The sequence below is a fragment of the Pseudomonas sp. G3-39 genome, from assembly GCF_054790485.1.
In genome coordinates this window covers 126,150-139,023 of the sequence record NZ_CP186497.1, presented here as the reverse complement: position 1 = coordinate 139,023, position 12,874 = coordinate 126,150, and the positions used below count along the sequence as shown (strand labels likewise).

Here is a 12,874-nt window from a genome sequence, read left to right as displayed (position 1 = left end):
AGAAGCATATGACTTATTCTCACCCCGTCGCGGTCATCACCAGCGATGAGCAAGCCCTGATCGTCGCCAGCGACCTGGCCGAAGATTTCAAACGCGACAGTGCCGTGCGCGACCGTGAACGCCGCCTGCCACTGCCGGAGCTCGACGTATTTTCCCGCTCTGGCCTGTGGGGCATCAGCGTGCTCAAGGAATACGGCGGCGCCGGCGTGTCCAACGTGACCCTGGCCAAAGTCATCGCCCTGATCGCTCAGGCCGACGGCTCCCTCGGACAGATTCCGCAGAACCATTTCTACGCCCTCGAAGTGCTGCGGGTTAACGGCAGCCAAGAGCAGAAACAGCGGCTGTACGCCGAGGTGCTGGCCGGCCAGCGCTTCGGCAATGCTCTGGCGGAACTCGGTACCAAAACCGCCCATGACCGCGTCACCAGCCTCAAGCGTGACGGTGACGGCTATCGCATAAACGGGCGCAAGTTTTACGCGACCGGCGCGATCTACGCGCAGCGTATCCCGACCTCCGTGGTCGATGAAAATGGCGTGCAGCAACTGGCCTTCGTCCCGCGTGACAGCAAGGGCCTGACGGTGATCGACGACTGGAGTGGTTTCGGTCAACGCACCACCGGAAGCGGATCCGTGGTGTTCGAAGACGTCTACGTTGCCGCCGAGGACGTAATACCGTTTCAGAGCGCTTTCGAGCGTCCGACCACGGTCGGCCCGCTGGCGCAGATCCTTCACGCCGCCATCGACACTGGCATCGCTCGCGCCGCTTACGAAGATGCCCTGCACTTCGTGCGCAGCAAGACCCGTCCGTGGATCGACTCCGGTAACGACAAGGCCACCGAAGACCCACTGACCCTGAAGAGCTTCGGCCACCTGAGCATTCGTCTGCACGCCACCGAAGCACTGCTGGAACGCTCCGGCGAATTCCTCGACAAGGCCCAGGCCGAGACCAATGCCGAAACCGTCGCTGCCGCGTCGATTGCCGTCGCCGAAGCACGGGCGATCAGCACTGAAATTTCCCTGGCGGCCGGCAGCACCCTGTTCGAACTGGCCGGCAGTCAGGCCACCCTGATCGAGCACGGCCTCGACCGTCACTGGCGCAACGCCCGGGTGCACACCCTGCACGACCCGGTACGCTGGAAGTATCACGCGGTGGGCAATTACTACCTCAACGATGAAAAGCCGCCACTGCGGGGCACCATTTGATGAGTAAGAAAAAGATCCTGCTAAACGCGTTCAACATGAACTGCATCGGCCACATCAACCATGGCCTGTGGACGCATCCGCGCGACACCTCAACGCGCTACAACACAATCGAGTATTGGACCGAACTGGCACAGTTGCTGGAGCGCGGGCTGTTTGACGGGCTGTTCATCGCCGACATCGTCGGCGTGTACGACGTCTACCAGAACTCGGTGGACGTCACGCTCAAAGAGTCGATCCAGTTGCCGGTCAACGACCCGCTGCTGTTGGTGTCGGCGATGGCCGCCGTGACGAAAAACCTCGGCTTCGGTCTCACTGCCAACCTCACTTACGAGCCGCCCTATCTGTTCGCCCGCCGCATGTCGTCGCTCGATCATCTGAGCCGTGGTCGGGTCGGCTGGAACATCGTCACCGGTTACCTCGACAGCGCCGCCAAGGCCATGGGCCTGCGCGAACAGGTCGAGCATGACCGTCGCTACGATCAGGCCGACGAGTACCTCGAAGTGCTCTACAAACTCTGGGAGGGCAGTTGGGAAAACGGCGCGGTGCTCAATGACCGTGAGCAGCGCATCTACGCGCAGCCGGAGAAGGTGCACAAGGTCGAGCACCACGGCGAGTTCTATCAAGTCGAGGGTTATCACCTCTGCGAGCCGTCGCCGCAGCGCACGCCGGTGCTGTTCCAGGCTGGCAGTTCGGACCGCGGTTTGCTGTTCGCCGGACGTCACGCCGAGTGCGTGTTCATCAGCGGCCAGAACAAGCCGTCGACCAAAGTGCAGGTGGACAAGGTCCGCGCCAGCGCCGTCGAAGCCGGACGCAATCCCGAGGACATCAAGGTGTTCATGGGCCTCAACGTGATCGTCGGCGCGACCGAAGAGGCCGCATGGGCCAAGCACGCCGAGTACCTGAGTTATGCCAGCGCCGAGGCCGGCGTCGCGCATTTCTCAGCCTCCACCGGCATCGACTTTTCCCAGTACGAAATCGACGAACCGATCCAGTACGTCAAGAGCAATGCCATCCAGTCCGCGACCAAGAACCTGCAGAACAACGACTGGACCCGACGCAAATTGCTCGAGCAGCACGCCCTCGGTGGCCGCTACATCACCGTGGTCGGCTCGCCTGAGCAAGTCGCGGATGAACTGGAAGCGTGGATCGCTGAAACCGGGCTGGACGGCTTCAACCTCACGCGCATCGTTACCCCGGAAAGCTATGTCGATTTCATCGAGCTGGTGATTCCGGAGCTGCAACGGCGTGGGTCGTACAAGACTGCGTATGAGAGTGGCAGCTTGCGCGAAAAGCTGTTTCACGGGGCGGCGCATTTGCCTGAGCAACACACCGGCTCTTCTTACCGCCGCTAAAAGCATCGCTGGCAAGCCAGCTCCCACAAGGGTCTGTGGCGTTCACAAAACCTGTGGGAGCTGGCTTGCCAGCGATGAGGCCCGACCAGACACCACAAAATTCATGCACTGACTGGAAACCACACCATGACCCAGAAATTCCTGTCCCACCCAGTCAAAGCACTGGCCCTGGCCTTCGGCCTGTTCAGTTCGGCGGTGTTCGCCGCCGATGCCCCCCTTAAAATCGGCACCACCGCCGCGTTCGCCATTCCACTGGAAGCCGCCGTCGAAGAGGCCTCCAGACAAGGCCTGAAAGTCGAGCTGGTGGAGTTCACCGACTGGATCGCACCAAACGTCAGCCTCGCTGCCGGCGACATCGATGTGAATTACTTCCAGCACATCCCGTTCCTCGAAAACGCCAAGGCCGCCTCCGGTTTTGACCTGGTGCCGTTCGCCCCGGGGATCATCAACAACGTCGGCCTCTATTCGAAAAAATACAAAAGCTTCGACGAGTTGCCGGAAGGCGCCAGCGTCGCCATCGCCAACGACCCGATCAACAGCGGTCGCGGTCTGCAACTGCTGGCCAAGGCTGGTCTGATCACCCTGAAACCGGGGGTCGGCTACAAGGCCACCGAAGACGACATCGTTGCCAACCCGAAGAAGATCAAGATCCTGCAAGTCGAAGCCGTGCAACTGGTGCGCGCCTACGATGACGCCGATCTGGTGCAGGGCTACCCGGCCTACATCCGTCTGGCGAAGACTTTTGACGCCGGTTCGGCGCTGCTGTTCGACGGTCTCGACCACAAGGAATACGTGATCCAGTTCGTCATCCAGCCCAAGAGCAAGAACGACCCGCGCCTGATCAAATTCGTCGACATCTACCAGCACTCGCCGGCCGTTCGCGCCGCGCTGGATAAGGCTCACGGCAAGCTGTATCAGGCCGGTTGGGAAAGCTGAACATGACGGCCGCGATCCAACGGCGACTGGAGATTCCAGAGCCAGAAAATGCTGAAAAAACCGAACTGCATCCCGAGCTGAATCGCGCCCATGTGCGCTTCATCGGCCTGGGTAAAACCTACGCGGGTCGGCAAGGCCCGGTCGCGGCCCTGCAAGGCATCGATCTGGCGATCCAGCGCGGCGAGGTGTTCGGCATCATCGGGCGCAGCGGCGCCGGCAAGTCGTCGCTGATCCGCACGATCAATCGTCTGGAACAACCGACTGCGGGGCGGGTGCTGATCGATCAGGTCGACATCGGCGAGTTCGATGAAGACCGGCTGGTCGCCCTGCGCCGAAGGATCGGCATGATCTTCCAGCACTTCAACCTGATGTCAGCCAAGACCGTGTGGCAGAACGTCGAACTGCCGCTGAAAGTCGCGGGCGTACCGAAGGCGCAACGCGAGCAGAAGGTGCGTGAACTGCTCGAACTGGTCGGCCTGCAAGCCAAGCACAAGGCTTACCCGGCGCAGCTCTCCGGCGGGCAGAAACAGCGTGTCGGCATCGCCCGCGCATTGGTGCATGACCCGGACATTCTGCTGTGCGACGAAGCCACTTCGGCGCTCGATCCCGAGACCACTCAGTCGATCCTCGGCCTGCTGCGCGAGATCAATCAGCGCCTGGGCCTGACCATTGTGCTGATCACTCACGAAATGGCGGTGATCCGCGAAATCTGCGACCGCGTGGTGGTCCTGGAACACGGGCGGATCGTTGAGCAAGGCCCGGTCTGGGAAGTGTTCGGCAATCCGCAGCACGAGGTCAGCCAGACATTGCTCGCGCCGCTGCAACACGCACTGCCGGAAGAATTGCAAAGCCGTCTGCATGCTCAGCCACCCTCCCCGGGCGCGGCGGTGGTGCTGCGTTTGCAGTTCACCGGTGGCGCCGCCGACGAGCCGGATCTGGCGGCGCTGTTCGCCGCTCTCGGCGGACGCGTGAAGTTGCTGCAGGGCGGCGTCGAACGGATTCAGGGGCATGCGCTGGGACAACTGTTGCTGGCGGTCAGCGGCTCGGCCCTGAGCGCCGAACAATTGCGTGAGCGCGCCGGGCAGTGGGCGCAACGAGTGGAGGTATCGGGTTATGTGGTTTGATCGTTTGCTGCAGGGATTCATCGACACCTTCCTGATGGTCGGCGTGTCGTCGCTGATCGCGTTGCTGGTGGGGATCCCGATGGCGGTGATTCTGGTCACCAGCGACAAGGGCGGGATCTATCAGGCGCCGCTGCTCAACCGGGCGCTGGGCGCGTTCGTCAACCTGTTCCGCTCGATCCCGTTTCTGATTCTGATGGTCGCGCTGATTCCATTTACCCGACTGATTGTCGGCACCACGTACGGTGTGTGGGCGGCGGTGGTGCCGCTGACCATCGCCGCGACGCCGTTCTTTGCGCGGATTGCCGAAGTGAGTCTGCGTGAGGTCGATCACGGCTTGATCGAGGCGGCGCAGGCCATGGGCTGCCGACGCTGGCACATCGTCTGGCATGTGCTGTTGCCTGAAGCGCTGCCGGGGATCGTCGGCGGGTTCACGATTACGCTGGTGACCATGATCAACTCGTCAGCCATGGCCGGGGCGATTGGTGCCGGCGGTTTGGGCGATATCGCTTACCGCTACGGGTATCAGCGTTTCGACAGCCAGATCATGCTGACGGTGATTGTGTTGCTGGTGGCGTTGGTGGCGGTGATTCAGTTGGGTGGAGATCGTCTGGCACGGGGCCTGAACAAGCGCTGATTTCAGCAGGGCTCATTCGACGCTTTTGAAACCGCTTTCGCGAGCAGGCTCGCTCCCACATTTGGAATGCGTTCGCCTGTGGGAGCGAGCCTGCTCGCGAATGGCTGCGCAGCAGCCCCAGACCTGATGGCGTATATTCGGCAAATCCTCATTGCCCGCGCAGCCCTCGACCATGAAGCAAACGCCCTCCGATCTGGAACAGATCACCGCCACCACCCTCGGCCACTACAACGCGGTGGCCGAAGACTTCCGCGAAGGCACCCGCGATCACGATGTCAGCCAGAACATCGACGCGCTGCTACGGCACATCCACGGCGCTGCACCGCTCACGATTCTCGATTTCGGCTGCGGCCCGGGGCGCGACTTGCAGGCGTTTACCCGCCTGGGCCATGTCGCGGTCGGTCTCGATGGCGCGGAAAAATTTGCGCAGATGGCCCGCGAAGACAGTGGCTGTGAAGTGTGGTGTCAGGACTTTCTGAAACTCGATCTGCCAGCTGAGCGCTTCGACGGGATCTTCGCCAATGCGGTGCTGTTTCATGTGCCGTTGCAGGAATTGCCGCGAGTGCTCAAGCAGTTGCATGGCACGCTGAAACCGGGCGGGGTGTTGTTCAGTTCCAATCCGCGCGGGGATAACCGTGAGGGCTGGAATGGGCCACGCTACGGCTCATATCACGACCTGGACGCGTGGCGCGGGTTGCTCACGGCAGCGGGGTTTGTCGAGCTGGAGCATTACTACCGGCCGGCGGGATTGCCGCGCGAGCAACAGCCTTGGCTGGCCAGCGTCTGGCGTAAATCTGCGTAGTCAGTTCTGACGCCTTCGCGAGCAAGCCCGCTCCCACAGTTGGAATGCGTACCCCCTGTGGGAGCGGGCTTGCTCGCGAATAGAGTGCGTAGCGCTCGCTCTTTAGCGGGTCTCTTTCTGCGGCTCGCGAATCTTGTACCAGGCCACATACAGCGCCGGCAAAAACAGCAGGGTCAGCAACGTCGCCACCACGATCCCGCCAATCATCGCGTAGGCCATCGGCCCCCAGAACACTTCCCGGGCAATCGGAATCATGCCCATGCTCGCCGCCGCCGCGGTCAGCAGGATTGGTCGGCGGCGGTGCTCAGTCGCTTCCACCACTGCATCCCACGGCGCGGAGCCGTTGCGCTCGAACTCATCGATCTGCGTCACCAGAATCACCGAGTTGCGAATGATGATGCCGATCAGCGCCAGAATCCCGAGGATCGCCACGAAGCCCATCGGCGTACCGGTCGGCACCAGCGCCAGCACCACGCCGATCAGCCCCAGCGGCGCGACACTGGCCACCAGGAACATCTTCTGCACGCTGTGCAGCTGGATCATCAGGAAGGTCGCCATCAGGAACAGCATCAACGGCAAGACCTTGGCGATCGGCCCTTGGGCCTTGCCGCTTTCCTCGACCGTGCCCCCGGTGGCGACCTTGTAGCCGACCGGCAGTTTTTCCGCGAAGGCATCGATCGACGGCTTGAGCAATTTCACCAGGTCGGTCGGCTGGATCTCGTCACGCACCGAAGCCTTGATGGTGATGGTCGGCAAACGGTCGCGACGCCACACCAGCGGCTGCTCGAGCTCATACCGCACGGTGGCGAAGGCCAGCAGCGGAATCGACGTGCCGTTGGGTGTGACGATCTGCAGGTTCTGCAGGGTTTCCGGCGTGCCGCGTTCCGAGTTCACCGCCCGGCCGACCACGTTGATCAGGTAAATGTCGTCGTTGACCTGGGTCAACGGCGAGCCGCTGACGATGCTGTTCATCAACTTCGCCACATCTTCCGAGGACAGCCCGAGCTGACGCGCCTTGTCCTGGGCGATGTCGATGCGCAGGACTTTACCCGGCTCGTTCCAGTCGTAAATGATCTCGCCGATGTGCTCGTTTTTGTCCAGCTCGGTCGCCAGATCGATGGCGTGCTTGCGCACCTGATCAATGTCCTTGCCACTGACCCGGTACTGGATCGGACGTCCCACCGGCGGGCCCATTTCCAGCGCCTGCACGTAACTGCCGATGCCGACGAAGTCCTTGTGCAGACGCTCGCGCAAGCGTTGGCTGAGGGCTTCGCGGGCCTCGAAGTCTTTGCTGACGATCACCAGTTGCGCGTAGTACGGGTTCTGCAATTGCTGGTCGAGCGGCAGGTAGAAACGGATCGCGCCCTGACCGATGTAAGTGCTCCAGCGCACGATGTCCGGGTCGCCCTTGAGCGTGGCTTCGAGCTTGTCGACAGCCTTGCGGGTTTCGTCGATCGAGGCGTTTTGCGGCAGGTTCAGATCGACGAGGATTTCCGGGCGGTCGGAGGACGGGAAGAATTGGTTCTGCACAAAGCGCATGCAGAACACCGCCAGCACAAACAGCAGCACGGTGATGCCGATCGCCCACCAGCGGTTGCGCATGCACCACAGCAAACCACCGTTGAACGCCCGACCGATGCGGCCCGGCTCGGCTTCATGGGGTTTCACGTTGGTGCTGAGGATGTGCACGCCGATCACCGGCGCAAAGAACACCGCCACCACCCACGACACCAGCATCGCCACCGCGATCACCGCAAACAGGGTGAAGGTGTACTCGCCGGCGGAGCTGGCGTTGAGGCCGATGGGCACGAAACCGGCGACGGTCACCAGCGTACCGGTGAGCATCGGGAATGCGGTCGAGGTGTAGGCGAACGTCGCCGCCTGCTCCTTGGTCTCACCCATTTCCAGGCGCGTGACCATCATCTCCACGGTGATCATCGCATCGTCCACCAGCAGGCCGAGGGCGATGATCAGCGCCCCGAGGGAAATCCGCTGCATGGTGATGCCGCTGTATTCCATGAACACGAAGACCATCGCCAGCACCAGCGGAATCGAGCACGCCACCACCAGCCCGGCGCGCACGCCGAGGCTGATGAAGCTGACCACCAGCACGATCACCACCGCTTCGAACAGCGCACTGGTGAAACCGCCGACCGCCTCTTCCACCACCACGGCCTGATCGGACACCGTATGGACGCCGACGCCAACCGGCAAATCAGCGGTGATCTGGTCGATCCGCTGGTGCAGCGCCTTGCCGAATTCCTGGACGTTACCGCCCTTCTGCATGGCAATCGCCAGACCGATTGCCGGCTTGCCGTCGAAACGGAATTCCGGGGTGGCCGGGTCAACGTAACCGCGACTGATGTCGGCGACATCGGCCAGACGATAGAAGCGGTCATTGAGCTTGAGATTGACCTCGGCCAGATCCTTCTCCGAAGCGAACTGCCCCGAGGTGCGCACCGAAATGCGCTCCGGGCCGGCCTCGATCACCCCCGCCGGGGTCACCGCGTTCTGCGATTGCAGGCTCTGCACCACCTGACGCTGGTCGATGCCCAGCGCGGCGAGTTTGCGGGTGGAGAAGTTCAGGTAAATCACTTCGTCCTGCTGGCCGATCATTTCGATCTTGCCCAGCCCCGGGACGTTGCGAATCTCGGCGCGGGCCTGCTCCACATAGTCGCGCAACTGGCGCATGGTCAGGCCGTCGGCGGTAAACGCGTAGACCGAGCCGTACACATCGCCGAACTCATCGTTGAATCCGGGTCCCTGAATCCCTTGGGGAAACTGCCCGCGAATGTCATCGATCTTCTTGCGCACCTGGTACCAGATCTCCGGGATGTCCTTGGCGCTGGTGGTGTCGCGCAGGTACACGTAGACCGTAGACTCACCGGGGCGTGTGTAGCTTTTCACGTAGTCGAGGGAGTCGAGCTCCTCGAGTTTTTTCTCGATGCGGTCGGTAACCTGCTTGAGGGTTTCCTCCTGGGTCGCACCCGGCCATTTGGTCTGGATGACCATGGTCTTGATGGTAAACGAGGGGTCTTCTTCGCGGCCCAGATTGAAATACGAAAACACCCCCATCAGCAGCGCGACGAACATCAGGTACCAGACAAACGACTGATGCTTGAGGGCCCATTCGGAGAGATTGAAAGAGCCTTTCATTGACTGTCCTCGTCGAGTTTCACGGCTTGTCCGGGTTTGAGACTGTTAACGCCTGCGGTGACCACCTGCTCGCCGGACTTGACCCCGCCGGCCAGCACCACCGTGCCGTCTGTACGGCTGATCACGCTGACGTCACGGGGCGCGACGGTTTTGCTTTGGGTATCGATTACCCAGATGCGGGTCTTGCCGTCGGCTTCCTGCAGGGCGGTGGCAGGCAATTCGATGCGCGGCTTGATCGCCGAACTGAGGGTCACGCTGATCGCCGTGCCGAGGCGGAAACCGTCTGGCGTGTTGGCCAGGGTCAGCCGCGCGCGGCGGGTGCGCGTGGCGCTTTGGGCCTGTGGTTCGATTTCGCGAATGGTTGCGGTGGTGTTGATGCTCGGGTCGAGTTGCCCGGCCACCAGAAACACCACGTCGGAAGGAATTTCATCGACCAGCGTGTCCGGAAGATCGATCACCGCCTCCTTGATGTCCGGTTGCGCCAGGGTCACCACTTGCTGACCTGCTGTCACCACTTGACCGGCCTCGGCATTCCACGCGGTGACCACGGCTTTGTGATCGGCGCGCAATTCGGTGTAACCGAGTTGATCCTGGCTCTGGTTGACCGCCGCGCGCGCCTGATCGAGCGAGGCCTGGGTGGTTTTCAGGTCGGTGGTGGCGATGTCCAGTTGCGCCTGCGCGCCAACCCCGCGATCGAACAGCGCCTGCTGCCGACGGGCATTGGCCTGGGCGTTGATCAGTTGTGCCTGGACCTTCGCCAGATCGCCTTGGGCCGAACGCAACTGGTTCTGCTGATCGGACGGGTCGAGGGTCGCCAGCAGCGTTCCCTTTTGCACCTCGGCGCCGACATCGACGTTGCGACTGGCAATGCGCCCGCCGACACGGAACCCGGTGTTGCTCTCGTAACGCGCCTGAATGCTGCCGGCGAAACGCCCAAGGGTTTCCTCGTTCAGCGCCTGTACCTTGATCGACAGCACCGGCCGCACCGGCTCCGGTGGCGGCTCGCTTTTCGAGCAGGCGGCCAGCAACACGCCGATGGACAACAGCCCCAGACGCTTCATGGCTGTGCTCCCGGTTGCAGACCTTCGTAGGTATTTTCGGCGATTTCGACTTTCATGCCCGGGTGCAGCAGTTGCCCACCCGCGACAATCACTTTCTCACCGCCCTTGAGGCCGTCGCTGATGATGACCTTGCCGATCAGGTAGCGGCTGACGGTGACGTTGTGCAACTGCGCTTCGCCCTTGTCGTCAACCATCCACACCGCCGGATCGCTGATGTTTTTGGTCAGCGCCGACCACGGCAATTCCACCGCCGACTTGCCGCTGCCCTTGGCCGTGGCGCTGACCACCGAGCCGAGCTGCATGCCCTGCGGCAGGCTGTCGAGGGTGACTTTGACTTGCACCGTGCCAGACTGCGCCGACACCGCCGGGGTGATTTCGCGCACGGTGCCGGTGGTCTTGATGTTGGGGTTGTCGAGCAGGCTGACGACAATCGAACGCTCCGCCGGGCGCTCAGCCAGCAACGACTCATAAACGTTGAACACCGCGTCACGATCGCCATCGCGGGCCAGTTTGAAAATCGGCGCGGTGGCCTGGACCACCTGGCCGACTTCGGCTTGGCGCTCGGTAATGATGCCGGGGGCGTCAGCGACCAGCGAGGTGTAACTGAGTTGATCCTTGGCATTGGCCAGTTGCGCCTGCGCTGCGCTCAGGGCACTCTGGCTGCTGCGCAACGCGGCTTGTGCGGAATCGAATTCGCTCTGGCTGGTGTAGCCCTTGGGCAGCAGCTTCTGCTGACGCACGAACGCCGCCGCACTCTGCTTGACCCGCGCCTGTTCGGCGATGACCTGGGCTTGCGCGGAATCGACGTTGGTCTGCAAATCCTTGGGATCGAGTTTGGCCAGTACCTGCTTGGCGCTGACTCGGTCGCCGACATCCACCATGCGCTGAATGATCTTGCCACCGACCCGGAACGACAGCTCGGTCTGCACCCGCGCCTGCACGTCACCGGTGAGGGTCACGGCAGCGGCATAGTCCGCCGGTTTGACCTCTTGCACGAAGACCCGTGGCAAGTACTCCGCCGGGGCTTCTTTCTTGCCGCAAGCGGTCAGCAACGTGAGCAGGCTCAGCACGACAACTGTTTTCAATCCGGGACTCGCCATGCAGACTCCTTCCTGTGTACGAACGTGCAAGTGACGATACGACTGTGAGCTTAGAACAGGGTTCAACGTTCGCCTGCGTGATCTCTATATTTCCCCTGTAGGAGCTGCCGCAGGCTGCGATCTTTTGACTTTACAAAAGCAAGATCAAAAGATCGCAGCCTTCGGCAGCTCCTACAATGGTCGCCTCAAGAGAAGGATTTTCATGCTCAAGACCCTCGCGGTGGCCAATTACCGCTCGATCAACAAACTGGTGATTCCGCTGGGCCGGCTGAACCTGATCACCGGCCCCAACGGCAGCGGCAAGTCCAATCTCTATCGGGCCTTGCGCCTGCTGGCGGAGACCGCCCAGGGCGGCGTGGTCAATGCACTGGCCCGCGAGGGCGGGCTGGATTCGACCTTCTGGGCCGGGCCGGAAACCATCAGCCGGCGCATGCGCAACGGCGAAGTGGCGATCGAGCCGACGGTGCGTCAGGGCGTCAAACGTCTGCGCCTGGGGTTTGCCGGCGAGGATTTCAGCTACTCGATCAGCCTCGGATTGCCCGACTCCAACGGACATTTCATGCTGCCGGGGGACACTCATCCCAGCCCCTCGCGCTTCAGTCTCGATCCGCAGATCAAGCGCGAATGCATCTGGGCCGGGCCGCTCTATCGCCCGGCCAGCCTGTTGGTGGATCGCAACGGCCCGATGATTCGCGCCCGCGAAGGCCGCAGCTGGGACGTGCTGGCACAGCACACGCCGAATTTCGACAGTCTGTTCGATCAGATCGGCAGCCTGCGCAGTTCGCCGGAAGTGTTCCAGATGCGCGAGTTCATTCGCCGCTGGCGCTTCTACGATCACTTTCGCAGCGACGCCGACGCCCCGGTGCGCCAACCGCAACTGGGTACGCGCACGCCGGTGCTGCACCACGACGGTCGCGACCTCGCCGCAGCCCTGCAGACCATCAATGAAATCGGCGACCCCGAGGCGTTGCAGGCGGCGATCAGCGACGCGTTTCCCGGCGCAAGACTGAACATCGCACCGCTGGCCGGCGGACGCTTTGCCATCGAGTTCTTTCAGGAGGGGTTGCTGCGGCCACTGTCGGCGGCGGAGCTGTCGGACGGCACCCTGCGTTATCTGTTGCTGATCGCCGCGCTGCTGACGCCACGCCCGCCGTCATTGATGGTGCTCAACGAACCGGAAACCAGTCTGCATCCGGATCTGTTGCCGGCGCTGGCGCGCTTGATCATTCGCGCTTCGCAGGCGTGTCAGGTGTGGGTGGTGTCGCATGCGCGACGGTTGATTTCGGCGTTGCAGGAAGATTCCGAATGCAACTGCATCGTGCTGGAGAAGACGCTGGGGCAGACCGGAATTGTTGGCCAGCGGGTGCTGGATGAGCCGGCGTGGAACTGGCCGGATTGAGCGGCACCTGAGCGAGCGCTTTCGCGAGCAGGCTCGCTCCCACAGTTGGAATGCGTACCCCTGTGGGAGCGGGCTTGCTCGCGAAGAGGACCTTCAGGTCAGCGCAGA

The 12,874-nt window shown here is 62.3% G+C and carries 10 protein-coding genes; 7 read left to right on the top strand and 3 right to left on the bottom strand.

From position 1 onward, the window contains the following. The first annotated feature begins 8 nt into the window (after window positions 1-8). The 6 genes from ACOYXG_RS00540 to ACOYXG_RS00515 all read left to right on the top strand — a co-directional run bounded on the left by ACOYXG_RS00540 (window position 9) and on the right by ACOYXG_RS00515 (window position 6,050). Window positions 9-1,202 carry an SfnB family sulfur acquisition oxidoreductase gene (locus ACOYXG_RS00540; protein WP_460355288.1) on the top strand — a complete coding sequence of 398 codons (1,194 nt, stop codon included), beginning with the start codon at window positions 9-11 and terminating at the stop codon, window positions 1,200-1,202. Beyond that, complete coding sequence (locus ACOYXG_RS00535; RefSeq protein WP_460355285.1) at window positions 1,202-2,554, top strand: LLM class flavin-dependent oxidoreductase; 1,353 nt, start codon at window positions 1,202-1,204, stop codon at window positions 2,552-2,554. The genes ACOYXG_RS00540 and ACOYXG_RS00535 overlap by 1 nt, the downstream gene beginning before the upstream one ends. Window positions 2,555-2,680: 126 nt before the next feature. Next, a complete protein-coding gene (locus ACOYXG_RS00530; RefSeq protein WP_460355282.1) occupies window positions 2,681-3,490 on the top strand; it encodes a MetQ/NlpA family ABC transporter substrate-binding protein in 810 nt (269 codons plus the stop codon). 2 nt (window positions 3,491-3,492) lie between these two features. Next, on the top strand, window positions 3,493-4,614 hold the full coding sequence (locus tag ACOYXG_RS00525; RefSeq protein ID WP_333989295.1) for a methionine ABC transporter ATP-binding protein: 1,122 nt from the start codon (window positions 3,493-3,495) through the stop codon (window positions 4,612-4,614). Beyond that, the gene (locus ACOYXG_RS00520) at window positions 4,604-5,248 is read left to right on the top strand and encodes a methionine ABC transporter permease (RefSeq protein WP_027611182.1); all 645 of its coding nucleotides are present in this window, start codon (window positions 4,604-4,606) and stop codon (window positions 5,246-5,248) included. Before ACOYXG_RS00525 ends, ACOYXG_RS00520 begins: the two co-directional genes overlap by 11 nt. Window positions 5,249-5,420: 172 nt before the next feature. Beyond that, a complete protein-coding gene (locus ACOYXG_RS00515) occupies window positions 5,421-6,050 on the top strand; it encodes a class I SAM-dependent methyltransferase (protein ID WP_460355278.1) in 630 nt (209 codons plus the stop codon). 102 nt (window positions 6,051-6,152) lie between these two features. Here ACOYXG_RS00515 and ACOYXG_RS00510 read toward each other — a convergent pair whose 3' ends face one another. From ACOYXG_RS00510 to ACOYXG_RS00500, 3 genes are read right to left on the bottom strand one after another with little or no spacing between them, the layout of a single operon-like run. Then, window positions 6,153-9,206, bottom strand: a complete 3,054-nt coding sequence (locus tag ACOYXG_RS00510) for an efflux RND transporter permease subunit (RefSeq protein ID WP_027611180.1) — start codon at window positions 9,204-9,206, stop codon at window positions 6,153-6,155. Next, window positions 9,203-10,267, bottom strand: a complete 1,065-nt coding sequence (locus ACOYXG_RS00505) for an efflux RND transporter periplasmic adaptor subunit (RefSeq protein WP_135294733.1) — start codon at window positions 10,265-10,267, stop codon at window positions 9,203-9,205. Before ACOYXG_RS00505 ends, ACOYXG_RS00510 begins: the two co-directional genes overlap by 4 nt. Further along, window positions 10,264-11,367 (bottom strand): efflux RND transporter periplasmic adaptor subunit, encoded by a 1,104-nt coding sequence (locus ACOYXG_RS00500; RefSeq protein ID WP_096797448.1) that lies wholly within the window; start codon window positions 11,365-11,367, stop codon window positions 10,264-10,266. The genes ACOYXG_RS00505 and ACOYXG_RS00500 overlap by 4 nt, the downstream gene beginning before the upstream one ends. A 202-nt stretch (window positions 11,368-11,569) precedes the next feature. Between ACOYXG_RS00500 and ACOYXG_RS00495 the strand changes: the two genes are divergently transcribed. Beyond that, window positions 11,570-12,766, top strand: a complete 1,197-nt coding sequence (locus ACOYXG_RS00495; RefSeq protein WP_247840744.1) for an AAA family ATPase — start codon at window positions 11,570-11,572, stop codon at window positions 12,764-12,766. Window positions 12,767-12,874: the final 108 nt, after the last annotated feature.

Excerpts from the sequence above, each read along its gene's own strand:
- ACOYXG_RS00540 (WP_460355288.1), top strand. The coding sequence starts at position 9 with ATGACTTATTCTCACCCCGTCGCGGTCATCACCAGCGATGAGCAAGCC.
- ACOYXG_RS00535 (WP_460355285.1), top strand. The coding sequence starts at position 1,202 with ATGAGTAAGAAAAAGATCCTGCTAAACGCGTTCAACATGAACTGCATC.
- ACOYXG_RS00530 (WP_460355282.1), top strand. The coding sequence starts at position 2,681 with ATGACCCAGAAATTCCTGTCCCACCCAGTCAAAGCACTGGCCCTGGCC.
- ACOYXG_RS00525 (WP_333989295.1), top strand. The coding sequence starts at position 3,493 with ATGACGGCCGCGATCCAACGGCGACTGGAGATTCCAGAGCCAGAAAAT.
- ACOYXG_RS00520 (WP_027611182.1), top strand. The coding sequence starts at position 4,604 with ATGTGGTTTGATCGTTTGCTGCAGGGATTCATCGACACCTTCCTGATG.
- ACOYXG_RS00515 (WP_460355278.1), top strand. The coding sequence starts at position 5,421 with ATGAAGCAAACGCCCTCCGATCTGGAACAGATCACCGCCACCACCCTC.
- ACOYXG_RS00510 (WP_027611180.1), bottom strand. The coding sequence starts at position 9,206 with ATGAAAGGCTCTTTCAATCTCTCCGAATGGGCCCTCAAGCATCAGTCG.
- ACOYXG_RS00505 (WP_135294733.1), bottom strand. The coding sequence starts at position 10,267 with ATGAAGCGTCTGGGGCTGTTGTCCATCGGCGTGTTGCTGGCCGCCTGC.
- ACOYXG_RS00500 (WP_096797448.1), bottom strand. The coding sequence starts at position 11,367 with ATGGCGAGTCCCGGATTGAAAACAGTTGTCGTGCTGAGCCTGCTCACG.
- ACOYXG_RS00495 (WP_247840744.1), top strand. The coding sequence starts at position 11,570 with ATGCTCAAGACCCTCGCGGTGGCCAATTACCGCTCGATCAACAAACTG.